Here is a 25034-nt window from a genome sequence, read left to right as displayed (position 1 = left end):
TCTCCCCGCTCTTCGATCGGCGCCCGTGCGCCGTCAGGCTCACCCCAACCTTTTGCGACTTCGTGGCCTTCAATATTCGGTCGCGCGCTGCTCGAACATGTTAGCGCGCGACCAGTTGTCGGCGTCGATCATACGGTCGCAGATCAATCACTGCTCCGTCTTGAACAGATCCTGGAAGATGAGCTGGCCCCAAACGCGGTCGCGTGCGTGCACCAGCGCGCCACCCTCGCTGAGCTTTCCGAGCTTGACGGGGGCGAACCCGAGTTGCTTGGCCAGGGCCGCCACGGGAGCGATTGCGTCCTCGTCGTCACCGGACAGAAAGACGACTCGGTGGCCGCCCTCGACGACCGGATCGGCAGCGAGCTTGGCCGCGATCAGGTGATTGAAGCCTTTCACGAAGCTGGCGCCGGTGAACGCCTTCGCGGCGAAAGCGGAGGACGGGAGACCGTCCACCTCTTCGAGGGGGACCAACGCATTCATCGTGTCGATCACCGTCTTGCCCTTCCAGCTCGGCAAGGCGTTCGCAACCTCGCGATGCTCCTCGAACGGGACCGCCAGGATGATCGTGTCGGCCTCGAGTGCATCCCGCAGCGACTTGGCGACGACCGTGGGTCCGATCGCCCGAGCCTGCGGCGCCAACGCCTCGGGCGGCCGGCGGCTCGCGACGGTGATCTCGATGTTCTTGCGGGCAAAGGCGTGGGCGAGGGCCTGGCCTACCTTGCCGAATCCTACAATCGCGTAGCTCATGATGTTTCTCCGATCCGTGTTGCGGGCTGAATTCAGATCGCCGAGAAGCCGCCGTCGACCGACAGCTCCACCCCGTTCACGAAGCTCGACTCGTCTGAAGCAAGGAACAGCGCGGCCGCTGCAATTTCCTCAGGCAGCCCCATCTTTCCCCGCGGGATCAGGGATTCGAACATCCGCTTCGCTTCCTCGGTGAGGACCTGGTCCTGCATCGGTGTCGCGATCGGCCCCGGGCTCAGCACGTTGACCCGGATATTCCTGCCCTTCAGTTCGTTGAGCCAGGTGCGTGCGAATGAGCGCAACGCGGCCTTGCTCGCCGAATACACGCCGTAGCCGGGAAAACCCTTCACCGAGGCAACCGACCCGGTCATGAAGATCGACCCGCCATCGTTGAACAGCGGCAGCGCCTTCTGCACCGTAAACAGCGTGCCGCGCGTATTCAGGTCGAAGGTCGCATCGAAATGCTGCTCGGTGATCTCGCCCATTGGGACGGCGCTGCCGATGCCGGCGCTGGCGTACAGGACGTCGATCTTGCCCTTGTCCCGCTTGACCGTATCGAACAGGCGATCGAGGTCGTCGAGATTGGCCGCGTCGCCGCGTACGCCGGTCACGTTCCGGCTGATCAGCTTGACGGCCTCGTCGAGCGCCTGCTGCCTTCGGCCCGTGATGAACACATAGGCGCCTTCTTCAACGAACCGCCTGGCGCTCGCCAGCGCCATGCCGCTCGATCCGCCCGTGACGACTGCAACCTTACCTTCAAGCTTTCCCATGATCTCTCCTTCGTCGTGTTGGACAGCGTCTCTGTCGCCATTCGCGACATGACGCTTCAGGCTCCGTCTCGGCTCGTCCGCAGCGGCCCCGAGAACCTGGACCTCGAAGTAGGTCAGCCGGCGTCAGGCGTTGAGTGCGGAAGCGCGCACATCGGTGGTGCGAAATCGAACCGGCTGGACGACCGACGCCGGCGGCGTGGGCTAGGATGAGCGCGCCTGCACCCCACATACGAGATGCTGTTCGATGGATTGGACACTGGCTTTGGAAGGCGCACCCCAGCGGTGCTGGATTGCACCATGATCGACTGGGATGACGTTCGCTACTTTCTTGCCGTCGCGCGCGGAGGCTCGGTGCGGGCTGCCGCCGAGCGGCTCGCGGTCAACCACTCGACCGTGCTGCGACGTGTCGCCCAGCTGGAGGAGCGCCTCGGGGCGCACATGTTCGAGAAGCTGCCTTCAGGCTACCGCCTGACGGCTGCGGGAGAGGAGGTCCTCGAGCTCGCGGAGCAGATGGAAGCGTCGTCGCACCAGCTGGAGACGCGCGTGCTGGGCCGCGACCAGGGCGTGCGCGGGCGGCTACGGGTGACACTGGCACCGCCACTGGCGACACACCTGCTGATACCTGATTTCGCCGAGTTCGCGCGCCAGCATCCGGACATCGAGATGGAAATCCTGTCGTCCGGCGAGCTGGCAAATCTGACCAACCGGGAAGCCGACGTTGCGATCCGCGTCGTCTACGACCGCAAGACCCTGCCGCTCAATCTTCACGGCCTGAAGGGACCGGAGCTGTTCGGCGCCGTCTACGTGTCCCGCGATCGACTGGCCGCGTCGCCTGATCCGGTCAGGTGGATCGTCATCAGCATGCATGGAATCCCGGACTGGGCCCGCGAGGTTCGCTCCACGGGGGTTCCGTTCAGGGTCACGGATGCCGAGGCGCAGATCGCTGCCGTCAGGCAGGGGCTCGGGATGACCACGCTGCCGTGCTTCGTCGGGGATGCCGACCCCCTGCTGGGGCGGGTGCCGGGCACCGACCTGCACATGTACGGAACGCTCTGGCTTCTCACCCAGGGGGAGACGCGCAAGACCAAGCGCGTGCGGCTGTTCACGGAGTTCGTGTCCCGCAGGCTCGCCGCCTACGCGCCGCTTCTCGCCGGGCTATCCATCTCGCGCAACTGAGGCGCGGCGGGTTGGTGACGCCAGTCGGCAAGCGTAGCCCGGATGAGCCAACGGGTCGCGCGAACGTGCGCCCGATGACAGGCTCCGCGATATCCGGGGCATTTCTATCCGCGCGTTGTGTGGAGTCCCGCATATCGCTGCGCTCATGCGGGCCGCTCGCGGTTTCGCTGGATGTCGCGATGACGCGCGGCGCCGGTCAAGCGACTAGCTCGACCGATCGCTGCACGTTGGGATCAATACGCTCCCGGTTCGCAAGGGACATTGCTGCCGGTCCACGGCGCGGTCGCGAACGAACCGACACGCGGCGCCGGAATGCAGGCGCGGCCGTCGACATAGACGGGCTCGGTTGGCGCGGCGGCGTTGGCCTCCGCGACGTGGCGCGACACGGCGTGGGTTTCACGCGCCATTGCCGGCGACGCGATCATGGCAACCGCGATCAAAGCAGCCGACAGGAGTTTGACGTTCGTCATCGAGTGTCTCCGTTTTGCTTAAGGGGCCAAGGAGTCTGGCCTCGTCAGATAGATGTGCGCAGAGCGGGCAGACTTAAATGCAATCATCACTCACGCGCGCTCAACGCTGCGTGAGAAGCGCCGCCTAAGTCACCGCATCCTCACGCTTTCGCGACTGCCGAGTGCTCGAGGCAATGCAAACGTCTGGCGACGCGGCTTTCCGCACGAATCTTTCGCGGACGATCGAACTTGACACAAACAGCAGCGGTGATTTCACTCGCGCCTGGAAGCGTAGCCCGGATGCGCGAGAGCGATATCCGGGGCGTCTCCGATCCACATGCCGCGTAGTGTCCCGCATATCGCGGCGCTCATGCGGGGCTACTCGCTAGCGTGTATTGACCGCCAGCTGCGCCGCAAACGCGCGCTGGTAAGCCGGCCGGGCTTCGCCGCGCGCGACGTAGGCGGACAGGCTGGGAAATTCGTTCAGGAGGCCCGATGCCCTCAGCCTGAGCAGCACCGACACCATCATCAGGTCGCCCGCGCTGAACGCGCCGTCGAGCCAGTCGGAATCGCCGAGACGGGCGGAGAGCTGCTTCAGGCGCTCGCGGATGCGATCCAACACCAGAGGCAGCCGCTCCCTGGTCCAGGGCCTGTCGCCCTCCAGAATCCTGACGGTCATGAGTTCGAGGATCGGCGGTTCCACCGTGTTGAGCGCGGCAAACATCCAACTGATTGCGCGGGCGCGGGCCTTGGCATCGCCGGGCAGCAGGCCGGCATGACGCTCGGCAAGATGAAGCACGATCGAGCCAGTCTCGAACAGCGCGAGATCGCTTTCCTCATAGGTTGGAATCTGGCCGAACGGATGCAGCGCCAGATGCGCGGGCTCTTTCATCGCCTGGAACGAAACGAGGCGGACCTCGTAGGGCTGGCCCACTTCCTCCAGGGCCCAGCGAACGCGCGTATCGCGCGCCAGCCCCTTGCCGCCATCCGGCGATCGTTCGAAGGCGGTGATAGTGGGGGTCATCGTTTCTCTCCGTGTCCTTGCGTCCCGAGGACGAACGAACAGCGCGCGTACCGACAGCCCACCTGGATTTTCTTGGCCGCAAGCGTAGCCCGGATGGAGCGCAGCGTAATCCGGGTCTTGCCCGGATCGGTCCCGGATTTCGCTGCGTTCCATCCGGGCTACGGGCTATGGGCCGGGTTGTTCCCGATTGCGCCTGCGGTCCTACGCCATCCCGCAAAATTATTTCTTGCCGCGGTGTCGGCTGGCGTCTTCGGCAATCGTCCTCTGCGCGAAACAAGGAGACTGCACATGACCGATCTCGTCACATGCCTTTGGTTCGATCAGGGCCAGGCGCGCCAAGCGGCGGAATTCTATGCCGCGACGTTTCCCGACAGCCATGTCGATGCGGGGCATGTATCGCCGATACCGGGCATCGGGCAGGGCGATGAGCTGACGGTCGAGTTCACCGTGCTCGGCCGCCGCTTCGTCGGACTCAACGGCGGGTCGAATTACCAGCCGAACGAGGCGGTCAGTTTCATGGTGCTGACCGATAGCCAGGACGAAACGGACCGCTACTGGAATGCGGTCACCGGCAACGGCGGCAAGGAATTGCCGTGCGGCTGGTGTCGGGATCGCTGGGGCTTTGCCTGGCAGATCACGCCGCGGCGGCTGCTCGAACTCGTCAACAGCGCCGATCGCGCCACCGGCAAGCGCGCGATGGAAGCGATGATGACGATGAAGAAGATCGATATCGCCGCAATCGAGCGGGCGGCAGCGGCGTAATCCGCACGCCGGAATGCAGCCGCAAACGGGGTGCGCTGCCTCTCCCGCTTGCGGGGACGGGGCGAGCGGACATCTGCCCAATTTCGGAATATTGGAAGAATATCGGTGAGTTGCCCGACGTGTCAAGTGGCCTGGTCGAACGCTGGCGACGGCCAGGCTCCTTTGCATGGGGTTGTTTTCGATATTTTGGCAACGCGCCCGCCACGATGACCGCCCCGGCGCAAACGCGGGATGTGTGCGATGCCATCGCGTGATACGCATTTCGCTCCACAGCTCTGGAGCCAGCCTTGATGTCCGTCGCAGCCGCCGCCAATCAGCAACAAAACCCCACCGCCGCCGAGTCCGATCCCGAGACGCTCGGCTGGATGCAGGGCTTCCCGCCGCCGCAGGACAAGACGATCACATTCCAGAACGGCTCGTTCCGCAGTTTCCCCGAATTGCGCTGGGCCTGGAGCAATATCCGCCAGCTGGTGCCGACGGTGAATGTCTGGCGCGGGGCGGGGCCGGCGTCGGTGCTGCCGCGCGAGGATCACGATATCGGCGCTTCCGCGTCGGTGACGATGGACGGCCGGCCGCAGACTTTCGCAGGCATGCTCGAGGACAGCTATGCCGACGGCATCGCCGTGCTGCACCGGGGCAAACTGATCTATGAGCGCTATTTCGGCGCGCTGAAGCCGCACAAGCCGCACATCGCGATGTCGGTGACGAAATCGTTCACCGGCACGCTCGCCGGCATTCTGGTCGCCGAGGGTAAGATCGATCCGCAGGCGCCCGTCACCGACTACGTGCCGGAGCTGAAGGCCAGCGCGTTCGGCGATGCGCGCGTGCAGGAGGCGATGGATATGACCACGGGGCTGAAATACACCGAGGTCTACACCGACAGGAATTCCGACGTGTGGGGACTGCGGCGCGCCAACGGCATGGCGCCGATCCCGCCGGATTATGAAGGCGCGACGAACATCTTCGATTTCCTCTGCGCGCAGCAGAAGCAGGGCGAGCACGGCAAGGCCTTTGCCTACAAGACCGTCAATTCCGACGTGCTGGCCTTCATCGTCAGGCGCGCCAGCGGCATGACCTTGTCGGACCTGCTGTCCGAGCGGATCTGGGCGCCGATGGGCGCGGAGGAGGATGCGCATTACCATGTCGACCGCATCGGCACCGAGAGCGGTGGCGGCGGATTGTCGACCACGCTGCGCGATCTTGCCCGCTTCGGCGAGACGATCCGCAATCACGGCCGCTTCAACGGCCGCCAGATCGTGCCGTCATCGGTGGTCGAGGATATCGCGCGCGGCGGCGATCCCGAGAAATTCAAGCCGGCCGGCTACACCACCTTGCCAGGGGCCTCCTATCGCAATCAGTGGTGGGTGACGCATAATGCGCATGGCGCCTTCATGGCGCGCGGCGTGCACGGCCAGGGCATCTATATCGATCCGAAAGCCGAGATGGTGATCGCGCGCTACGCCTCGCACCCGATGGCAGGCAACGCCGCGAACGACCCGGTGACGCTGCCGGCGTATATGGCGCTGGCTAGGGATTTGACCGCGGGAGGGTGAGGTCCGGTTAGGTTCGCGACATCTTCTCGAACCGCTTGACCAGGCGCTCCCGTTTCAGGCGGGACAGCCGCCTGATCCAGAACACGCCGTCGAGCTGATCGATCTCGTGCTGATGGCACACCGCGCGCAGGCCGTCGGATTCTTCGGTCTGCATGTTGCCGTCGAGATCCTGGTAACGGATGCGGACTCGGGCGTGGCGCTCGACCTCGTCGGTGACGCCGGGCATCGAGACGCTGCCTTCCTTGTGCAGGATCATCTCGGGCGAGGTTCGGATGATCTGTGGATTGATATAAGTCAGCGGCCCCTCACTGGCGTCGAGCTCGAGCACCACGACCCGCAGCGGCACGCCGATATGCGGTGCGGTGATGCCGATGCCCGGCGCCGCATGCATGGTCTCGAGCAGATCGGCCGCCAGCGCGCGCAGCGCGTCGTCGAACACGTCGACCGGCTCGGCCTCGAGCGCAAGCCGCGGATCGGGATAGCGGACGATGGGGCGGATGGGCATACGATGTCTTAGGCCAGCGCAAGGCGCCGGACAACATGCCGATGCAGGGGCCGTGCGCGATGCGCCGTTCAGAGCCGCTTTTCGAAGAACAGGTCGGGGTAGGGGTCGTCGTTGAAGCGCGGGATCTCGGTCCAGCCGGTCCGGCGGTAGAGCTGGCCGGCTTCAGCCAGCGCGCTGTTGGTGTCGAGCCGCAGCACCGCGATGCCGAGTTCGCGCGCGGCCGTCTCCGCCGCGTCCATCAGGCGCCGCCCGAGGCCGAGGCCACGCGCGGCTGGTGCGACCCACAGCCGCTTGATCTCCGCCAACTCGCCGCCGCCTTTCAGCCCGACGCAGCCGATCGGCAGCCCGTCCGACATCGCCACGATGAAGCTGCCGCGCGGCCGCACCATGTCCTTGGCATCGGGATCGCGCGACAGCTTGACATCGAAACCCTGTCTGAAGCGCCGCGCCAGCTCGGCGTAATATTCGCCAAGGCAGTAACGCGCCTCATCGCTGCGCGGATCCATCTCAACCAGAGTGGTGCCGTCGCGGCCGAGCGCTGAGGCGATCAAATCCATCGCCGCCAGCAGCGCCTCGCGTTGCGAATTGTGGGCGAGGAAGTCCTTGGCCTGCCGGTTGGAGATCGCCTCATAGGCGTTGAACTCGCGCTTGCCCGCGGCCGTCAGGCTTGCGATGCGGCGGCGCGCGTCGTCGCCATGCGCCGCGGTCTGGATCAGTCCTTCGTCCTCGAGGCCGCGCAACAGCCGGCTCATCAGGCCGGAATCGAGCCCGAGATAATCCCTGATCTCGCCGACATCGGCGCGGCCGTGGCCGATCGCATTCAGCACGCGCGCCGCGCCGAGCGGCCGGCCGCGCCCGAGAAACGAGGTGTCGAGCGCGCCGACCGCGGAGGTCACGGCACGGTTGAAGCGGCGGACGCGGGACACCGGATCGAGCATATATCTGACTTTAGTCAGATATCCTTGCGGCGTCAATCGTTGCCGGGCCGGGCACACGAATCCGATTTACGCCCGCGCCAGCACCAGCACGTTGCCGGCAAGGATCGCGGCGGCGCCGGCGAGCACCGGCCAGCCCAGCGCCAGATGCTCGAACAGCGCCGACAGCACCAGCGCGACGAGCGGCACCAAAGCGAGCGTGTAGGCGGCGCGGCCGGGACCGAGCCGGCGCACCAGCTCGAAATAGAGCATGAAGGTGATGCAGGATGCGGCGATGGCGAGATAGAGGAAGCTCGCCACGTAGGAGGGCGAGATGTCGGCGGCAAACTTTGTGCCGGTCGCGACGGCCCAGAGCGCGCTCGCAGCCGCGCCGACGAATGCGCCCCAGCCGAGTACCGACACGACGGGCAGTCCGGCGTGCTGGTTGCGCGCGCCGACTGTCGTTCCGGCGCCGGTCGCGACGGCAGCGACCAGTGCCCAGGCAAAGCCGGCAAGCGACCCGGCACCGTGCGCGCTGGTGCCGGGCAGGAAGATGATCGCAAGACCAAGGATGCCGCACAGCGCGCCCCACACGAAGCCGGAGGAGATCGGGACGCCGAGCGCGGCGCGCGCGATCACGGCTGCGAACAGCGACGATGTCGACAGCACCAGCGCCGCGAGGCCGCTCGGCATCCGCGCGGTCGCCTCATAGAACGCGATGAAGGCAATGGCGAAGAACAGCAGGCCCTGCAACGCGACGGCCGGCCGGTCCTTGCGCGGGATCGCGAGCGGCACGCCGCGCAGCCGGCCGTAGCCGAGCAGGATCAGGCCCGCGAACACCATGCGCAGGGCAACCGACCACGGCGCGGGCGTGACGCCGGCCTGCATCGCGGTTGCCAGCGCGCCGCCGCCCCACAACAGCGCGGTCAGCGCGAACAACGCGGCCGTCATGGTACGTCGGCGTCATCGAGCAGCGCGCGCCAGCCGCCGGCGTCGATCCGCGCGCTTTCGCCCTCGAGCCGGGTGAGAGCGGAATCAATCGTGGTTCGCTCGCTCTCCGTCAGACGCGCGAGCAGCCGTGCCTCGATCGCGCTGCCCAATGCGGCGATCCGGTTGAAGGCGACCCGGCCGCTGCGGGTGATGCTGACGGCGGCGAAGCGGCGATCCGTCTTGCCGGGGCGTCGCACCGCAAAGCCGAGATCTGCGAGCTGGCCGATGCCGCGGCTGACCGCGAACGGATCGAGCGCGCAGGCGCGGCCGATCTCGGAGGCGTTGGCCGCATCGCGCTCGGCGATCACGGCGAGGATGCGCCAGCCGGCCTGGCTCAGTCCGAAAGTCTCGCTGTAGAAGCTCTCGAGAGGGCGCGCGACCTGGGCAACAACCAGGAACAGGCGGTAAGGCAGCCAGGCGCTGAGCTTCAGGCCGTCATCGGAGGCGGGGGCAGTCTGCTTCATGAGTGAAGGCTCGCATAGATAATTGCAAAGTGCAAGCATATCGCAAATGTTACCGCGGCATCGGATCGCCGGTGCGAAAAATCCCGACACACTTGTCACTCCCGCTCGTCGCTGCCGCCGCGCCAGACTGGGGCATGGCCAATGACGAACGGCCGCCGGCGCTGGAACTGCGTCGGGGTCGCGGAGTTCGTCCAAATCGGAGACGGAGATCATCATGAGCAAATCAGCAGAGAACGATCGCGGCGGCCTGGCGGCAATGCAGACACCGCCGGTGGTGTCGCGGGAGGCGTGGGAGGCGGCGCGCCTGGAGATGCTGGTGAAGGAGAAGGCACAGGTGCGGGCACGCGACGCACTTGCCGCGGAACGGCGCCGCATGCCCTGGATGGCGGTCGAGAAGCCCTACGTGTTCGAGGGACCGAACGGCAAGGTCGGCCTGCTCGACCTGTTCGAGGGCCGCCGGCAGCTGATCGTCTATCGCGCGTTCTTCGAGCCCGGCGTGTTCGGATGGCCGGATCATGGCTGCCGCGGCTGCTCGCTCGGCGCCGATCAGGTCAGCCATCTGTCGCATCTGAACCAGCGCGACACCACGCTCGCTTACGCCTCGCGCGCCCCGCAGGCCGACATCGCGCGGCTGAAGGCGCGGATGGAGTGGGAGATGCCGTGGTACACGATCACCGACAGCTTTGATGCCGACTTCGGCGTCGCCGAGTGGCACGGCCACAACGTGTTCATCCGCGACGGCGAGCGAATCTTCCGCACCTATCTCGTCAACAGTCGCGGCGACGAATCAATGGGCACGGTGTGGAGCTATCTCGACATCACGCCGTTCGGCCGCCAAGAGCTGTGGGAGGACTCGCCGAAGGGCTATCCGCAGGGCCCGACCTACAAATGGTGGAACTGGCACGACAATTACGAGGTGGAAACCGCGCCGAATGCCAAGTGGGCAGCCGTGACCGACGCCGGCGAGGCCGCATTCCGCAAGATCGCGGAGCAGGAACGCAAGGCCACTTAATGGGGTGCGGCAGGGAGGGCGCACGGCGTCCTCCCTAGCGGCCGCTATCCTTCGCTGCCGCGAGTCCCTTCAGCGCCGACAGCATCTCGCGCAGCCCGCGGTCGAGGCGCTTGTCGCGGCGGATCACGACCGCGAGCCGGCGGTGGAGCTTTGGTGACAGCGACCGGACGACCAGGTCGCGCTGCTTGGCTCTCGCGGGGACGGCCATGCCGGGCAGGATCGCGCAGCCGAGGCCGGCGCGGACCATCTCCTTGATCGCTTCGACACTGCCGAGCGACATCAACGGCTTCAGCGACACGCCGCCGCGGGCGAGCCACTCGTCCGCGGTGCGCCTGGTGTTGCCGCCGGGCTCGAACAGCAGCACTGGTCTGCTCGCCAGCACCTCCGGCGTGATCCGCGCCGGCAGCTGCATCTCGCGCGGCGCGATCAGCACGAACTCGTCGTTCATGACCGGGGTGATCTCAAAGCTGCGCCCCGACACCGGCAGCGTGACCAGCGCGATGTCGATCGTGTTGTCCTCGACCGCCCGCGCGATCTCGGCTGTGTTGCCGGTCGTGACCGTGATCTCGAGCGAGGGCAGTGCGGCCCGCAGTTCCTTTAGGATAGGGGGCAGCAGGAAGATGCAGGCGGTGGCACCGGTGCCGAGCCGCACCCGGCCTGCCGTTCCCGCCGTCTGCTGCGTGACGGCATCGACCGCCGATGTCACGGCTGCGTTGATCTGCTGGGCGTGCGACAGCAAGGCGACGCCGGCGGCGGTCGGCCGCGCCCGTCGTCCGACCCGCTCGATCAAGGTCGCATTCAGGCTCCGCTCCAGCTGGCGCACCTGCAGGCTGACCGCGGGCTGCGTCAGCTGCAACCGCTCGGCCGCGGCGGAGAAGCTGCCGCAATCGATCACGACCGCGAAGCTTTCGAGATAATCGAGGTTCAGGTTCTTCATCAAAGTATCTCTTATGCGTCGCATAAGCTCTCAAAGCTTCCCTTATATATCGCCGGAGCGCATAGTCCGGCAAGCGACGGCTTCGACAGATCGGGAGCAGGCGTTGTCCGGCTCAAGTCCATTGGCGGCGTCATCGTCGAACTGGGGCGCTATCTTGCGGTCTCGCCGCATTCGCGCATCCACCGCCGGCAGGCGCTGCGCGAACTCGACGATCGCCTGCTGGCGGATGTCGGACTGTCGCGCAGCGATGTGGAGATGAGCCCGTGGTGCTTGCAGTCGGCATCGACGCGCCGTCGAAGCACGGGCATGATGCCGCAAGACGAGAGTGCAGGGATGAAAGACAAAAAAGACACCGTGATCCGCGATTCCACGGAGCTCGACATGGCGGAGGTGCAGCGCATCTACGCGCACCACGTGCTCAATGGGCTCGCAACCTTCGAGGAAATGCCGCCGACACTCGACGAGATGCTCGGGCGCCGCGCCGCCGTGCTGACCGCAGGGCTGCCGTATCTCGTGGCCGATATCGACGGACGGGTGGCGGGCTACTCCTATGCGACAGCGTACCGGCCTCGGCCGGCCTATCGCAACACGATCGAGGACTCGGTCTACGTGTCGGAAGCGCTGCGCGGCCGCCGCGTCGGGGCTGCGCTGTTGCAGGCACTGATCGAACGAACGGAGGCGGGTCCCTGGCGGCAGATGATCGCCGTGATCGGCAACAGCGGCAACGCCGGATCGATCGCGCTGCACCGTCGCATGGGCTTCGAGATGGTCGGAACGCTGCGATCGGTGGGCTTCAAGCTCGGGCAATGGGTCGACACCGTGCTGATGCAGCGGCCACTTGGGCCGGGCGCCTCCGCGCTTCCTTCGGACAGGGAAACCGCCCGGTGATCGCACGCCGGGTCGTGGCTGCCCTTGGGCTGGCTCAACTGATCTCGTGGGGCGCGACCTACTACCTGATCGGCGGCTTCGGCGAGCAAATCGTCGCGGACCTCGGCTGGAGCCGCGACATCGTCTACGGCGGATTTGCCGCCGCGCTCCTCGTGATGGGGGTGACGTCACCTCTGGCCGGGAGGTGGGTGGACAGAAGCGGCGGCCGGCAGGTGATGGTCGCGGGCGCCGTGATCAACGCGCTCGGCTGCGCGGGTCTTGCGGTCTCGTATCAGATCTCGACCTATTTCGCGTCCTGGATCGTCCTCGGCCTCGGCATGCGGCTGACTCTGTATGATGCGGCATTCGCGGCGCTGGCCCGGATCGGCGGACCGGAGGCGCGCCGTGCGATGTCCGGGATCACCTTGCTCGGTGGCTTGGCGGCGACCGTGTTCTGGCCGCTTGGCCATACGCTGTCGGAACATTTCGGCTGGCGCATCGCGGTGCTGGTCTATGCCGGTCTCGCACTACTGACGATCCCGCTGTACCTGCTGATCCCCAACAAGCGGTTTGCCGGCGTGCCGAGTTCGGTCGCGGTGGCACCCAAGCAACCGCGCGCCGCCGGCCGCAGGCAGCTTGCAGCGGCCGGCGGACTCTATGCCGTGGTCATGACCGGCGCGAACTTCCTCAATGCCGGCATGTCCGCGCACATGATCGCGGTGCTCACCGGCCTCGGGCTCACCGTCAGCGTGGCCGTATGGATTGCGACGCTGCGTGGCATTGGGCAATCGGCCGCACGCCTTTGCGAGATCCTGTTCGGCGGCCGGCTCGATCCGCTCGCGCTCAATCTGATGGCCTGCCTGATCATGCCGCTCTCCTTTATCGCCGGCCTGTTCAGCGGGTCGTCGAAGGAGATGGGGATCGCCTTCGCGCTGCTCTACGGCGCCTGCAACGGCATTCTGACCATTACCCGGGGAACGCTGCCGCTGATCCTGTTCGATCATCGCAGCTACGGCACGCTGGTCGGCCGGTTGATCGTTCCGAGCTTCATCCTGCCCGCGGCGGCGCCGTTGCTCTATGCGATCGTGGTCGACCGGTTCGGCAATGCGAGCGCGCTCTATCTCTCGATCGGGCTTGCCCTGATGACACTTGTCGCGGCTGTCATGCTGAAGCTGCTGTTTGGAAGGGCTCCCTGACGCCGGCACTGCAGGATATGGTTTCCGAGAACGGGAGTAAGAAAATGCCTCAGACCAAAAATAAGATCGCAGCCTTGATGCTCGCCGCGGGTCTCGTCCTCTCCGGAACCGGGGGCGCTGCAGCCGAACCGTATGGGGACCGCACGGTCGCGCTGCTCAAGAAGCTGATCGCATTCGACACCTCGAACGGGCCCGGAGACACACGGGCGCTTGCCGAATATTTGAAGTCTCAATTCGCGCCGCTGGGCGCCGAGGTCGACATCTTCGTCGCCCCGAACGGCAAGGCCGCGCATTTCATCGCCCGGCTGCGCGGCGATGGATCGCGGAAGCCGGTGCTGCTGGCCGCGCATGCCGACGTGGTTCCGGTCGAGCGCGAGAAATGGACCGTGGAGCCGTTCGCCGGCGTCGAAAAGGACGGCTTCATCTACGGGCGCGGCGCGATGGATTTCAAGGGCGGGCTCGCCGTCTTCGCCAGCGCCGTGATGCGGCTTGCTGAGGAGAAGACGCCGCTGTCCCGCGATGTGATCTTTCTCGCCGAGGCCGACGAGGAGCAGGGGCAATACAGCACGGTGTGGCTGGCGAAGAACCATTGGGACAAGATCGACGCCGAATTCGCGCTGAACGAAGGCGGCTATGTGCTGCAACGACCGGACGGCGCGGTGCGCCAGATCAACGTCACGACGGCGGAAAAGCTCTCGGTGACGTTTGCGTTGAGGGCGATCGGTCCCTCCGGTCATTCCTCGCGGCCGTTCCCGACGGGTGCGATGGCCAACGACCGCCTGATCGCGGCACTGGCCAAGCTGGCGGTGCATGATCCCGCTGTCAAGCTGGTGCCGGCAACCGAAGGCTACTTCAAGGCGTTGCTGCCGATCAGTTCGGAACGGACCGCAGCCGATATCAGACAACTCCTGGCGGCAAAGGACCCGGCCGACCTCGACGCGGCCGGCAAGAAACTGGTCGCCGACAATCCCAAGGACAGCCTGCTGCTGCACGCCCTGCTGCGCGACACCGTGGTGATCACGATGATCGATGCCGGCATCAAGCCCAACGTCATCCCCGGCGACGCCAAGGCGGTCGTGAACACGCGGCTGCTGCCGGGAACGACGACGGACCAGATGATTGCCGAGATCAAGCGCGTGATCGGCGATCCCGGCATCGAAGTCAGCATCGTGACGTCGCTGTCGCAGCAGGAGGCGCGGGACACCTATCTGATGCGGAGCAAGATCCCGGCGTCACCGGTCGATACCGAGCTCTATGCGGCACTGGACCGCAACGCGAAGCGGGTCTGGAAGGACGCCGTCCTGGTGCCGACGATGTTCGAGGCAGGCACCGACGCCACCGCCTGGCGCGAGCGCAACGTGCCGGTCTATGGCATCTATCCCTATCCGCTCGACGACGACATCTTGAGCCGGATGCATGGCAACGACGAACGGATCGGCGTCGAGGCCATCAAGCAGGGGGCGGACTGGATCTACAGCACGTTGCGCGAGGTCGCGAAGAAGTAGGGGTTACTGCGGGACGTAGCTGCCGAGGAAATCACGCTTGCCGAGCGGCACGCCGCGATGGCGCAGGATGGCGTAGGCGGTGGCGACGTGGAAGAACAGACTCGGCAGCGCGAAGCCATACAGATAGCGCGCTGCCGGCATTGGCGGGACGCCGAACGGCAAGGTGATGGTGCGTTCCGCGGCATGCACGAACGCCTCGACCGGGACCGTGCCGATGTAGTCGAGCGTTCGCGATATCCGCGCGTGCGCCTCGGCGAGGCTCCGTTCATTGTCGGTAAACGGCGGCGGCTCGAGACCGGCGAGCCGCCCGGCAGCGCCCTTGGCGTGATCGCTGGCCCGTTGCACCTGGCCGGCCAGCGTCAGCATGTCGGGCGCCAGCCGCGCCGCCAGCATGGCGTCGGGGTCGAGACCGTGCTCGCGGGCGTGGGCCTCGCCCTTGCGCAGGAGGTCGGCCAGCGCGTCGAGCATCTGCCGGAACACCGGCACCGACGCTTCGTAGAGCGGTGAGGTCATGGAATCCTCCTGCTCTCAAGCCTGTGGCTCGCGCGGCAGCCACAGCGACAGCCAGCCGCCGAGTGCCAGCAGCGCGACGTTGCAGCCGAGCGCGATCGTGAAGGCGTGGGCGTAGTCGTCGGCCTGTGGGTGCGGCCCGAGCAGGCTGTAGAAGACGCCGCCGATGATAGCGACGCCGAGCGCGGCGCCGATCTGGAAGGTCGAGATCATCATGCCCGACGCCAGCCCGGCGTGGCGCGGATCGATGCTGCCGATCACCGCCTTGATCACCGACGGCATCACGGTGCCGAAGCCGAGCCCGCCGCAGATCAGGCCGAACTCAAGGCTTTGGGGCAGCGTGCCACTGACCGACAGCATCACGACACCGAAGCCGACGACTTGGAGCGCGAAGCCCAGCGTCAGCGTGCGTGCGCCGAGCCATTGCATCACCAGCGACGACACCAGTGAACTGACGAAGAAGCCGGTGGCGGAGGGCAGGGTGGCGAGGCCGGCCGCCAGCGGCGAAAAATGCAGTCCGCTTTGCAGGTAGACCGCGAAGGTCAGATAGAACGACGACAGCATGTAGAAGGCGAGCGCCATCACCAGCCCGATCACGAAATCGCTGTTGTGCAGGAGATTCAGCGCGACCAGTGGGTCGCCGCCGCGCGCGGTAAGTCGCGCCTCGAAACGGACGAAGGCGGCGAGCATCAGAGGAGCCGCCAGCAGCATCGCGATGATCCAGAAAGGCCAGCCGGATTCCCGGCCCTCGATCAGCGGATAGACCAGCAAGCCCAGCGTGAGCGACAGCAGGATGACGCCGCCGATGTCGAGCCGCTGGGCGTGCTCGGCGCGGGAGTCGCCGAGGAACAGCAGCCCGCCGATGAAGGCAATGAGGCCGATCGGCACGTTGATCAGGAAGATCGCCTGCCAGGCCAGTCCGAACGGGTGGGCCGAGACCAGCACGCCGCCGAGCACCTGGCCGCAGATGTTCGCCAGACCGAAAGTGGCGCCGTAGAAGCCGAGCGCGCGGCCCTGTTCGCTGGCCGGAAACAGCACGCGGATCGAGGCGAGCACTTGCGGTGCCATCGCAGTCGCGGTGAGGCCCTGGAGAATTCGTCCGGCGACCAGCACGGTGGGCGACCAGGCGATGCCGCACAAGACAGACGCGATGGTGAAGCCGGCGACGCCGGTCAGGAACATGCGCCGCCGGCCGAGCAGGTCACCGAGCCGGCCGCCGGTGATCAGGAACACCGCGTAGGTCGCGGCATAGGCCGAGATCACGAACTGCACCTCGCTCGGGCTCGCACCGAGATTGTCGCGAATGGCGGGGAGGGCGAGGTTGACGACATTGAAGTCGAGGATCGGCAGGAAGGCGCCGGTCAGCAGCACCGGCAGCGCCAGCCATCGTCGCTGATCGACCGTGGCTGCGTGCGCGCCGCGCAACCGCAACGTCTCGGTGGTCTCACTTGTCACCGGCCAACTCCTCTCGATCGTCATCACGCCGCACGAGGTGCGTCCCGTCGGCCGAATTTTCCGGGAAGATGGCCTGTTTATTCGTGCTAAGGTATTCGCCAATTCTGCGAACCGAGCTTGCAAAAGTGGACACCTCGCTCGACTGGAACGACCTCCGCCTTGTCCTCGCGATTGCGCGGGAGGGCAGCCTGTCCGGGGCGGCGCGCCAGCTCGGCGTCACGCACTCGACGGTGTTTCGTCGGCTCGGCACGATCGAGGCGGCGATCGGAACGCGGCTGTTCGAGCGCTTCCGCGACGGTTATGCGCCGACGCCGGCCGGCGAATCAGCAGCGGCGTCGGCGGCGCGGCTCGAGGACGAGGTGCTCGCGCTCGAGCGCAGGCTGGCGGGGCAGGACCTCAAGCCATCAGGCCCGGTCCGGATCACGACGACCGACACGCTCGGCGCGGTGCTGATGCGGCATCTGCCTGCGATGCGCGCCGCGCATCCAGAGATCCAGCCGGAGATCATCATCTCCAACGCGATGGCGAACCTGACGCGCCGCGAGGCCGAGATCGCGATCCGGCCGACGCCGGCGCCGTCCGAGTTGCTGGTCGGGCGGCGCATTGTCGACATTGCCCATGCGGTCTACGGATCGCGCGCCTATCTCGGCCGGCGCGGCGACAAGGATCTGTCCGCGCATGACTGGATCGGGCTCGACGATGCACTGGCGGGGACCGTCATCGCCGGCTGGATGCGCGAGAACCTGCGTTCGGCGCGCTTCGCCTGCCGCGTCGATGCGCTGCCGGCGCTGCGCGATGCCGCGGCGGCGGGACTGGGGCTTGCGCTGCTTCCCTGCTATGTCGGCGATCTCGCGCCCGCGCTGCGCCGCCTGACGCCCAAGGCGCTCGCCGAGCCGCGCTCGGCGCTGTGGCTGTTGACGCATGACGATCTCAAGCGCACCGCGCGGATCCGCGCCACGCTCGATTTCCTGGCCAAGGCCCTCGCGTCGGAGCGCGCGCTGTTCGAGGGGAGACACACCGGTCGCGCGCGGAGGCAGCCGATAGGTACGTAGATCGCTCACATCTCAAGGACTTCCGCCGGAGTGTCTGCCGGGCTGCCCGCAGGCAGGCGATGATGCTCGCGAAAGGCACTGACGATCGTCTTCAGCGCCGCGCGGGATTTCGCATCTGACAACGCCGACAGCAGCACGATCTCGGACGGTGGCAGGGCAGGCAGGCCGAACCGCCGGCCGACATCGATGGTTCCGGCCGGCGCAAGCCGGCAGGAGAACACCGACGTCGCGAGGCCGGCGGCGACCGCGTCGGCGACGGCAAAGGAACCGCAGCCGAGGAAGCTTTCGGTCCACGGGATGCCCGCCGCCGCGAGCGCGCGCGTCGCGATGTTGAGCACGCCGCAGGACGGCGAAGAGGCGGCCAGGCGCAGCGGCTCGCCCGTACGATGGACAAAGTCCGGCGTCGCGAACCAGCCATAGTGGTCCGTCGCCAGCTTCTCGCCGGCGCGGCGGTCGTCCTCGCGGCGGATGATGGCGGCGTCGAGGTCGCCACGATCGAAAGCGTCGAGCAGGTCGCGGGAATCCTCGAGCCGGACCTCGATCGTCAGTGCCGGGTCGTGCGCGTGCAGCCGCGCCAGCAAGGTCGGGACTTCAGCGCCGCCGACATGGGTGGCGATGCCGAGCGCGAAGCGACGCGGCCGCGCGGAGGATAGCCCCGCGACGGCGCGGTCATGCGCGGCGAGCAGCTCGCGCGCGGGCGCAAGGAATGCGGCGCCTTGCGCCGACAGGCGCACCAGCCGCGGTGTCCGCTCGATCAGCCGGTGGCCGACCTGGCGCTCCAGCCGCTTCAGCTTGACGCTGATCGCGCCCTGCGTGGTGCCGAGCGCTTCGGCGGCGCGCGTAAAGCTCTTGAACTCGGCGATGGTCACGAAGGTCTTCACGGCGTCGACGTCGAGCGTGGTCATGTCAGTCATCCGGAATTGTTGTCTCTGAAATATCTAGTCATCCAATTCACCAATGCTCAAGCCATCACTAGCTTTGCGCTGTGAAGCGCCGTGGCCACCCGATTCCTGCCGCTGCTGCCTCAATACATCGTGAGTCGAAGGACCGACGCTGCTGCCAGCACCCTGGCAACAGCGTGCGGTATGCCGTTGGCTTGCCACAACAAAAGGCCTGATCATGTCCACTGAACTGAGCCGCCGCGGCGCTGTCGTGCTATCCGCCGTATGCCTTGCCTGTCTGATGTTTGGATTGGAGATTTCCAGCATCCCTTCGATTTTGCCGACGCTGGAGCAGGTGCTGCATGCCGACTTCAAGGCGTTGCAATGGATCATGAACGCCTACACGATCGCGGTGACCACGGTGCTGATGGCGATCGGGACGGTGGCGGATCGCTACGGGCGCAAGCGCATCTTCCTGGTCGCGATCGCCGCGTTCGGCGTCACCTCGCTGATCTGCGGCGTTGCCTCGAGTGTTGAGACGCTGATCGTCGCCCGGTTCCTGCAGGGGCTGAGCGGCGGTGCGCTGTTGATCTGCCAGATCGCCGTGCTGTCGCATGAATTCCAGGGCGGCCGGGTGCGTGCCGTCGCCTGGGGCTGGTGGGGCGTGATCTTCGGCATCGGCCTCGGCTTCGGGCCGATCATCGGCGGCGCCGTCGTCGCGGTGCTGAGCTGGGAGTGGGTATTTCTCATCCACGTGCTGTTTGCGGCCGTTGCGTTCGTGCTCACGATCGGCGGCGTGCACGAGTCGAAAGACCCGAAGGCGAGCAGTCTCGACGTCGCCGGCATCGTGACGATGTCGCTCGCGGTGTTCTGCCTCGCCTTCTACATCACGCAGGGGCCGGATCTCGGCTTCGTCAGCCCGAAGGGGCTTGCGATCCTCGGCGTTTCCGCGCTGAGCTTCATCGCGTTCCTGGTTGCGGAGAGAGTGAGCCGGCGGCCGATGTTCGACTTCTCCGTGTTCCGGATTCCGGCGTTCTCCGGCTCGATCGTCGGCTCGGCCGCGATGAACCTCAGCTACTGGCCGTTCATGATCTATCTGCCGATCTGGTTTCACGCCGGGCTCGGCTATGACAGCGTGTCCGCGGGTCTCGCGCTGCTTGCCTACACGCTGCCGACGCTGGTGATGCCGCCGTTCGCCGAACGGCTGTCGCTGCGCTATCAGCCGGGCCTGATCATCCCGCTCGGGCTGTTCACCATCGGCACCGGCTTCATGCTGATGAAGTTCGGCAGCGCCGCCGCGCAGCCCGACTGGCTGACCATGCTGCCGGGCTGCCTGATCGCCGGAATAGGTCTTGGCATCACCAACACGCCGGTCACCAACACCACGACCGGCTCGGTCTCGAGCGACCGCGCCGGCATGGCCTCCGGGATCGACATGAGCGCGCGGATGGTGTCGCTCTCGGTCAACATCGCGCTGATGGGCTTTATCCTCGCGAGTGGCGTGCTGGCGCATCTGAAGGCGGTGTTGCCCGCATTGGACGGCGCGCAACTCCGCGCTGTCGCCGAGCGGATCGCGTCGGGCGACACCGCATCCGCGCCGGAGCTGACCGGCCCGATCGTGCATCAGGCGCTCGCGAGCGGCTTTGGCTGGGTGATGCTGTATGGCGGCATCGGCGTCTGGATCATGGCCGCGGTCAGCTTCCTGATCTTCAACGCGCGGCAGGTCGCGCAGGCCGAGGTTCAGGGCACCAAGTGAACTCTGATGTCGCCGCGCCCGACCCGGGACCGGGGCGGGCAGGCGGCGGAGATCACTTCACGAGGGTCAACAGCGGCTTGTCTTTCTCGACGATATAAGTCGCAAGCTCGCTGGCCGTGACGTTGCCCACGTTCTTCGCCGCGTGGATCGTGCCGGCGGGGATGAACAGCACATCGCCGCCCTTCAGCGTCGCCGGCGGCCTGCCGTCGACATCGTATTCGAGCGTGCCGGCGAGCACATAGATGATCTCTTCGCCGGGATGGGTATGCCGGCCGAAGGCCTTGCCGGGCGCGATGTCGACTCGCACCTGAACGGCTTCACGCCCGGGCGCGCTGAGGTCGTGGCGCTGCAGGTCGGTTCGGGCGATGCCGGCCGGCTGTTGCGCCTGCGCGCTCGGAATTGTCAGGAGACTTGCAGCGAACAGGGCCGTTCTTGCGAACACGCGCGTCGCCGTCATCAGCTTGCTGGTCATCTTGGACTCCAGGGGTTGTCTTGATTGCCCGACCGCGAACCGGCAAGCGGCCGGCCCGCGTCGGAGGTCGTCATGCGCTCGTCTCAAACGAGGGTCGTCGTGACGTCGATGTTGCCGTGGACCGCCTTGGAGTAGGGGCAGATGCCGTGCGCGGCTTCGATCAGTTCCTGCGCGACCTCGCGTTCGACGCCGGGAACGTGGACGTTGAGGCGCGCGCTCAGGAAGAAGGCGCCACCCGCCTGGTTCAGGTCGATCTCGGCATCGACCTCGGGCTCGCTGGCGAGCTTGACCTTGCGCTGTCCGGCGGCGAGCTGGATTGCGCCGATGTAGCAGGCCGACCAGGCGGCGGCGAACAGGTTCTCGGCGGCCGGGTGCGGCTGCGGCAGCTTGACGTCGAGGAAGCCGTCGCGCGAGCGAGCGGCGCCGTTCGGGCCGGCGGTGACGTGGGTCTTTCCGGTGACGAGAACCTTGGCATTGGCGGTCATGGTGAGCTCCTTGGATGAGATTTAGATCGTGTCCGATCTAATCGGATACGCGTCGAAATAAACCCGACATCTGACCATGTCAAGCACTTCCGATTTAATCGGATACGATTTATATTGGCCGGGACTTCACAAACTCCGGAGACGTCCGTGACCCGCACCGCCAAGGCCGAGACCAAGGGCCGAAAACTCTCGAATTTTCTGTGCTTTGCGGTCTATTCGGCCAATCTGGCCTTTGGCCGCGCCTACAAGCCGATCCTCGACGCGGTCGGCCTGACCTACACCCAGTACATCGCCATGATCGCGCTGTCGGAGGCCGACGACCAGACCGTCAGCGCGCTCGGCGAGAAGCTGTTCCTGGAATCCAACACGCTGACGCCGATCCTCAAGAAGCTGGAGCAGAGCGGCTATATCAGCCGCGTCCGCGATCCCGCCGACGAGCGGCAGGTGCGGGTAAGCCTGACCGTGGCGGGACGGCGCCTGCTCGACAAGGAGATCAACGCGTCGCTGGTCGACGCCACCGGGCTCGGGGACGAGTTTCCGATCGTGCAGAAGAGCGTGGTCAGGTTGCGCGACAATCTATTGCAGCACACGCGCGGCGATTCGACGAAGGGTTGACGCTGCGCCGGCACGCCGGTGCCGCAAGACATGCCGCCGGACCAAATTGTAACGGGCTGTATCCGCGCTCCGTCGTTCCGCATTTTCGCCATCGCGCAACCGGCAACTCCGCTCCGTTTGCAACGATGCGGAGGAGACCTGCGTGCGCAGAAAATTGCTGCCCGTCTGCCGGATCATCGCAACGATGAGCCTGGCTTGCGCGGCCATGCCGTTTGCATCAGCGCAACCGGCGTCGCCGGACAACGCGCAGCCTCGACCACAAGCGGGTGGCGATCGTTCCCCGGCGAACGCGGCCGAGATCTGGGACGGTAACCATGATGGTGTTTACACCTGCGACGAGTGGAAGGCCTATCTCGGACGGCTGTTCGATCGCGCCGACCGCAATCACGATGGAATTCTCACGCCGGCGGAGTTCGACGGCGTTCGCCGGCCGGGCAGCGCGCTCGCCGACGCGGATTTCGGCTATTTCGACGAGAACCAGGACGGCAAGATCACCCGCGGCGAGTTCGTCGGCAAGCCGAATGAGTTCATTCTGCAAAATGACAAGAACGGCGACTGCCGCGTCACGCCGGACGAGCTGAAGGGGTCCGCAACCGACCAGAAGCGGCCGGGCGGCAGAGGCAAGCGATCCTGAGGCCTAAACCGGAACGCGGCTCACCCGGACACGAGTTCGCGCGCCGCGGGTTGAGACGGGCTTGCCGCGGTTCGATCCGATCCGAGGTGCACGGCCCCTGGCAGTTTGATGCGGACGAGAAGGCCGTGTGGCGTATTGTCGTGCAGGGATAGCTCGCCGCCATGGCCGCACACCATGGCCTGCGCGATCGACAAGCCAAGTCCGAAACCGCTTTTCTCGTCCATGGTGCGGGCCTCGTCGCCGCGGACGAACGGCTTGAGCATCTCGGCCCGCCGGTGCTCCGGAATCCCCGGACCGTCGTCCGATACGTCGATGACGGCCTGATCGGCCGATGCGGTCAGCTTGATCTCGACCTCGCTGCCGAACCGCAGGGCATTCTCCACCAGGTTCGTCACGGTGCGGCTGATCTCGCCGGGGCGGATCAGCAGCGAAGCCTTGCTCGGGCCCTCGTAGCGCGCGACATGACCGCAATCGGAGAATTGCTCAGAGATCGTCTGCAGCAGGGCGGCGACGTTCACGAGGGTCGGCTTAGCCGCGCTGCCGCCACTCAGGAATGACAGCACGGATTCCAGCATGGCCTGCATCTGGTCGAGGTCGTGCAGGGTCTCGGCGCGGTGCGCGTCGTTCTCGATGTACTCGGATCTGAGCCGCAGCCGGGTGATCGGCGTGCGTAGATCGTGGCTGATGGCCGCGAGCATCTGGGTGCGATCGTTCATCAGGGTGGTGATGCGTTCGCGCATGCGATTGAGCGCGATCGCCGCGGCGCGGATCTCCTCCGGGCCGCTCTCCGGAAGCGGCGCGGCGGCCTGGCTGATGCTGAAGTTCTCGGCGGCGCGGGCAAAGGCGGAGAGCGGCGCGCTGAGCGCGCGACCGGCCCACACGCCGAGCAGCGTGACGCTGACGAACAGGAACAGGAATGTGCTCAACCAGAATGCGCCGAAGAAGGGCGGCATTTTCGTCGAGCCGATCGTCGCTTCGAACAGCGCTCCGTCCGGCAACCGGACCGCCGCCGGCGCGGTCTTCGCGGAAAACTCATCGACATCGTCGACGCCGGGTGCCGCGGACGAAGCCCCGTCAGATAAGCCTTGACCTGCGTCGCGCAAGGTGAAGTGCAGCCGGGGAAACGCCCGATCGGCCGCCTGCAACAGCGCGGCGCGATTGGCCGCGGGCGTCACGGCCAGAAGCTTGGCAATCAGCTGGAACTGATGGATCGGCCGGTCCGCGAACGATCTCGGCTTCTGGCTGGTGAAGTACAGCCCGATCAGCGCGTGGATCAGCACCAGCGACAACAGGATCAGCGCGGCGATCTGGCCGCTGATCCGGTGGAAGCTGAAGAGCGCGGCGATCCTGCGGGTCCAGCTCATGCATCCTCCACATGCGGCGTGAAGATGTATCCGCCGGTGCGCACCGTTCTGATCACCGACGATCCTTCGCTGGTATCGAGCTTGCGGCGAAGCCGGCTGACCAGCACGTCGATGCTGCGTCCGAACGGACTGGCCGGCCGGCTGCGCGTCATGGTCAGGAGGCCGTCCCGCGTCAGGATCCGGCCAGGCCGCTCGCAAAACACTTGCAGCAGGTCGAACTCCGCGCTGGTCAGCGGCACCTGGGCGCCGTCGGGATCGCGCAGCTCGCGCAGGCGCAGATCGATGGTCCAATCCTGGAAGCGCAGGCGGCCGGCATTCTGGCCGGAGCGCCCGGCGAGGCCGGCCTGGGTCTGGCGACGCAGCACGGCGTTGATCCGCGCCAGCAGCTCGCGCGGATTGAACGGTTTCGCGAGATAATCATCGGCCCCCATTTCGAGCCCGAGGATGCGGTCGAGATCCTCGCCCTTCGCCGTCAGCATGATGATTGGAATGGTCGAGTCGCCGCGAAGGCGGCGGCACAGGGTCAATCCATCCTCTCCCGGCAGCATCAGATCGAGGACGACGAGATCGAGCGAGTGTCCGGCAAGGTAACGATCCATTTCCCTGCCGTTCGAGGCCGTGGCGACCAGACAGGATTGGTCGCGGAGGTAGCGGGCAATCAAGTCTCTGGTTTGCTGATCGTCTTCGACGACAAGAATCTTCGGAGTGTGTGCAAGCATGGTCCGCGACTGCGCCTCATCGTATGTCATTTGCGCGTTCCAGCGCGCTTAGCCACCAATCGACCAGCATATGCGTCGCTTGTGGGCGGCATTGCGCCTTTTCGTAAGCATAATGTTTCTGAAGTGTGAGCGGCGCGCGCTGCCGGAAACAAACCGGGACGGTGCAGCGGCGCGTTGCGCTCACAGTCCAAAACCACTGGAAATAATCCCGCAACCCCGCAGC

At 66.2% G+C, this 25034-nt stretch carries 27 protein-coding genes and 1 pseudogene; 12 read left to right on the top strand and 16 right to left on the bottom strand.

The window, feature by feature from the left end:
• Window positions 1-147: 147 nt before the first annotated feature.
• Entirely contained in the window at window positions 148-747 is a 600-nt protein-coding gene (locus BRSPCE3_RS01265; protein WP_244063668.1) for an NADPH-dependent F420 reductase, read from the bottom strand.
• A gap of 32 nt (window positions 748-779) precedes the next feature.
• The gene (locus BRSPCE3_RS01260) at window positions 780-1514 is read right to left on the bottom strand and encodes an SDR family NAD(P)-dependent oxidoreductase (protein ID WP_244063666.1); all 735 of its coding nucleotides are present in this window, start codon (window positions 1512-1514) and stop codon (window positions 780-782) included.
• 297 nt (window positions 1515-1811) lie between these two features.
• Here BRSPCE3_RS01260 and BRSPCE3_RS01255 point away from each other — a divergent pair, with 297 nt between their 5' ends.
• A complete protein-coding gene (locus tag BRSPCE3_RS01255) occupies window positions 1812-2690 on the top strand; it encodes a LysR family transcriptional regulator (RefSeq protein ID WP_244063664.1) in 879 nt (292 codons plus the stop codon).
• Window positions 2691-2923: 233 nt separating this feature from the next.
• On the opposite strand, the gene BRSPCE3_RS01250 is transcribed toward BRSPCE3_RS01255, so the two are convergent.
• Window positions 2924-3160: a hypothetical protein gene (locus BRSPCE3_RS01250; RefSeq protein ID WP_244063663.1), complete on the bottom strand. Its 237-nt coding sequence runs from the start codon at window positions 3158-3160 to the stop codon at window positions 2924-2926.
• Window positions 3161-3524: 364 nt separating this feature from the next.
• A complete protein-coding gene (locus BRSPCE3_RS01245) occupies window positions 3525-4163 on the bottom strand; it encodes a glutathione S-transferase family protein (RefSeq protein WP_244064931.1) in 639 nt (212 codons plus the stop codon).
• Window positions 4164-4451: 288 nt separating this feature from the next.
• Here BRSPCE3_RS01245 and BRSPCE3_RS01240 point away from each other — a divergent pair, with 288 nt between their 5' ends.
• A complete protein-coding gene (locus BRSPCE3_RS01240) occupies window positions 4452-4925 on the top strand; it encodes a VOC family protein (RefSeq protein ID WP_244063661.1) in 474 nt (157 codons plus the stop codon).
• Window positions 4926-5215: 290 nt separating this feature from the next.
• A complete protein-coding gene (locus BRSPCE3_RS01235; RefSeq protein ID WP_244063659.1) occupies window positions 5216-6478 on the top strand; it encodes a serine hydrolase in 1263 nt (420 codons plus the stop codon).
• A 7-nt stretch (window positions 6479-6485) separates the two neighbouring features.
• Here the strand turns inward: BRSPCE3_RS01235 and BRSPCE3_RS01230 are convergent, their stop codons facing one another.
• The 4 genes from BRSPCE3_RS01230 to BRSPCE3_RS01215 form a co-directional block, all read right to left on the bottom strand.
• Entirely contained in the window at window positions 6486-6983 is a 498-nt protein-coding gene (locus BRSPCE3_RS01230) for a peptide deformylase (RefSeq protein WP_244063658.1), read from the bottom strand.
• Window positions 6984-7051: 68 nt separating this feature from the next.
• Entirely contained in the window at window positions 7052-7921 is an 870-nt protein-coding gene (locus BRSPCE3_RS01225; protein WP_244063657.1) for a bifunctional helix-turn-helix transcriptional regulator/GNAT family N-acetyltransferase, read from the bottom strand.
• A gap of 66 nt (window positions 7922-7987) precedes the next feature.
• Entirely contained in the window at window positions 7988-8848 is an 861-nt protein-coding gene (locus BRSPCE3_RS01220) for a DMT family transporter (RefSeq protein ID WP_244063655.1), read from the bottom strand.
• Window positions 8845-9351, bottom strand: coding sequence for a MarR family winged helix-turn-helix transcriptional regulator (locus BRSPCE3_RS01215; protein WP_244063653.1), 507 nt, complete (start codon window positions 9349-9351; stop codon window positions 8845-8847). Before BRSPCE3_RS01215 ends, BRSPCE3_RS01220 begins: the two co-directional genes overlap by 4 nt.
• Window positions 9352-9565: 214 nt before the next feature.
• On the opposite strand from BRSPCE3_RS01215, the gene BRSPCE3_RS01210 reads away from it, so the two are divergent.
• Window positions 9566-10363 (top strand): DUF899 domain-containing protein, encoded by a 798-nt coding sequence (locus BRSPCE3_RS01210; protein WP_244063651.1) that lies wholly within the window; start codon window positions 9566-9568, stop codon window positions 10361-10363.
• A gap of 34 nt (window positions 10364-10397) precedes the next feature.
• Here the strand turns inward: BRSPCE3_RS01210 and BRSPCE3_RS01205 are convergent, their stop codons facing one another.
• Window positions 10398-11300: a LysR family transcriptional regulator gene (locus tag BRSPCE3_RS01205; RefSeq protein WP_244063650.1), complete on the bottom strand. Its 903-nt coding sequence runs from the start codon at window positions 11298-11300 to the stop codon at window positions 10398-10400.
• Here BRSPCE3_RS01205 and BRSPCE3_RS36125 point away from each other — a divergent pair.
• From BRSPCE3_RS36125 to BRSPCE3_RS01190, 4 genes and pseudogenes are all read left to right on the top strand, one after another.
• Window positions 11187-11549 (top strand): annotated as a pseudogene (locus BRSPCE3_RS36125) (DUF1127 domain-containing protein); the annotation flags it as partial. The gene BRSPCE3_RS01205 and the pseudogene BRSPCE3_RS36125 overlap by 114 nt on opposite strands.
• An 84-nt stretch (window positions 11550-11633) precedes the next feature.
• Window positions 11634-12188 (top strand): GNAT family N-acetyltransferase, encoded by a 555-nt coding sequence (locus tag BRSPCE3_RS01200; protein ID WP_244063648.1) that lies wholly within the window; start codon window positions 11634-11636, stop codon window positions 12186-12188.
• The gene (locus BRSPCE3_RS01195; protein ID WP_244063647.1) at window positions 12185-13363 is read left to right on the top strand and encodes an MFS transporter; all 1179 of its coding nucleotides are present in this window, start codon (window positions 12185-12187) and stop codon (window positions 13361-13363) included. Before BRSPCE3_RS01200 ends, BRSPCE3_RS01195 begins: the two co-directional genes overlap by 4 nt.
• Window positions 13364-13407: 44 nt before the next feature.
• On the top strand, window positions 13408-14868 hold the full coding sequence (locus BRSPCE3_RS01190) for a M20/M25/M40 family metallo-hydrolase (protein ID WP_244063646.1): 1461 nt from the start codon (window positions 13408-13410) through the stop codon (window positions 14866-14868).
• Window positions 14869-14871: 3 nt separating this feature from the next.
• Here the strand turns inward: BRSPCE3_RS01190 and BRSPCE3_RS01185 are convergent, their stop codons facing one another.
• Together BRSPCE3_RS01185 and BRSPCE3_RS01180 are read right to left on the bottom strand one after the other, a co-directional pair.
• On the bottom strand, window positions 14872-15381 hold the full coding sequence (locus BRSPCE3_RS01185) for a DUF1993 family protein (RefSeq protein WP_244063645.1): 510 nt from the start codon (window positions 15379-15381) through the stop codon (window positions 14872-14874).
• A 15-nt stretch (window positions 15382-15396) separates the two neighbouring features.
• A complete protein-coding gene (locus tag BRSPCE3_RS01180; RefSeq protein ID WP_244063644.1) occupies window positions 15397-16833 on the bottom strand; it encodes an MFS transporter in 1437 nt (478 codons plus the stop codon).
• A gap of 125 nt (window positions 16834-16958) precedes the next feature.
• On the opposite strand from BRSPCE3_RS01180, the gene BRSPCE3_RS01175 reads away from it, so the two are divergent.
• On the top strand, window positions 16959-17885 hold the full coding sequence (locus BRSPCE3_RS01175; protein WP_244063642.1) for a LysR family transcriptional regulator: 927 nt from the start codon (window positions 16959-16961) through the stop codon (window positions 17883-17885).
• Between the two features lie 5 nt (window positions 17886-17890).
• Here BRSPCE3_RS01175 and BRSPCE3_RS01170 read toward each other — a convergent pair whose 3' ends face one another.
• Entirely contained in the window at window positions 17891-18790 is a 900-nt protein-coding gene (locus BRSPCE3_RS01170) for a LysR family transcriptional regulator (protein WP_244063641.1), read from the bottom strand.
• A 214-nt stretch (window positions 18791-19004) separates the two neighbouring features.
• Between BRSPCE3_RS01170 and BRSPCE3_RS01165 the strand changes: the two genes are divergently transcribed.
• Window positions 19005-20522, top strand: coding sequence for an MFS transporter (locus BRSPCE3_RS01165; RefSeq protein WP_244063639.1), 1518 nt, complete (start codon window positions 19005-19007; stop codon window positions 20520-20522).
• Between the two features lie 52 nt (window positions 20523-20574).
• Here the strand turns inward: BRSPCE3_RS01165 and BRSPCE3_RS01160 are convergent, their stop codons facing one another.
• The gene (locus tag BRSPCE3_RS01160; protein WP_244064930.1) at window positions 20575-20979 is read right to left on the bottom strand and encodes a cupin domain-containing protein; all 405 of its coding nucleotides are present in this window, start codon (window positions 20977-20979) and stop codon (window positions 20575-20577) included.
• Window positions 20980-21077: 98 nt separating this feature from the next.
• Entirely contained in the window at window positions 21078-21479 is a 402-nt protein-coding gene (locus BRSPCE3_RS01155; protein ID WP_244063637.1) for an Ohr family peroxiredoxin, read from the bottom strand.
• Between the two features lie 147 nt (window positions 21480-21626).
• Here BRSPCE3_RS01155 and BRSPCE3_RS01150 point away from each other — a divergent pair, with 147 nt between their 5' ends.
• Both BRSPCE3_RS01150 and BRSPCE3_RS01145 read left to right on the top strand, forming a co-directional pair.
• Window positions 21627-22094, top strand: coding sequence for a MarR family winged helix-turn-helix transcriptional regulator (locus tag BRSPCE3_RS01150; RefSeq protein WP_244063635.1), 468 nt, complete (start codon window positions 21627-21629; stop codon window positions 22092-22094).
• Window positions 22095-22236: 142 nt separating this feature from the next.
• Complete coding sequence (locus BRSPCE3_RS01145) at window positions 22237-22728, top strand: EF-hand domain-containing protein (RefSeq protein ID WP_244063633.1); 492 nt, start codon at window positions 22237-22239, stop codon at window positions 22726-22728.
• A gap of 20 nt (window positions 22729-22748) precedes the next feature.
• Here the strand turns inward: BRSPCE3_RS01145 and BRSPCE3_RS01140 are convergent, their stop codons facing one another.
• A complete protein-coding gene (locus tag BRSPCE3_RS01140; protein ID WP_244063631.1) occupies window positions 22749-24092 on the bottom strand; it encodes an ATP-binding protein in 1344 nt (447 codons plus the stop codon).
• The gene (locus tag BRSPCE3_RS01135; RefSeq protein ID WP_244064929.1) at window positions 24089-24811 is read right to left on the bottom strand and encodes a response regulator; all 723 of its coding nucleotides are present in this window, start codon (window positions 24809-24811) and stop codon (window positions 24089-24091) included. The genes BRSPCE3_RS01140 and BRSPCE3_RS01135 overlap by 4 nt, the downstream gene beginning before the upstream one ends.
• Window positions 24812-25034: the final 223 nt, after the last annotated feature.

Origin of the sequence: Bradyrhizobium sp. Ce-3, from assembly GCF_022835695.1 — a bacterium.
In the GTDB taxonomy this organism is placed as follows: Bacteria; Pseudomonadota; Alphaproteobacteria; order Rhizobiales; family Xanthobacteraceae; genus Bradyrhizobium.
The sequence above is the reverse complement of the archived record's forward strand: the minus strand, read 5'-3'. Positions and strand labels throughout refer to the sequence as shown.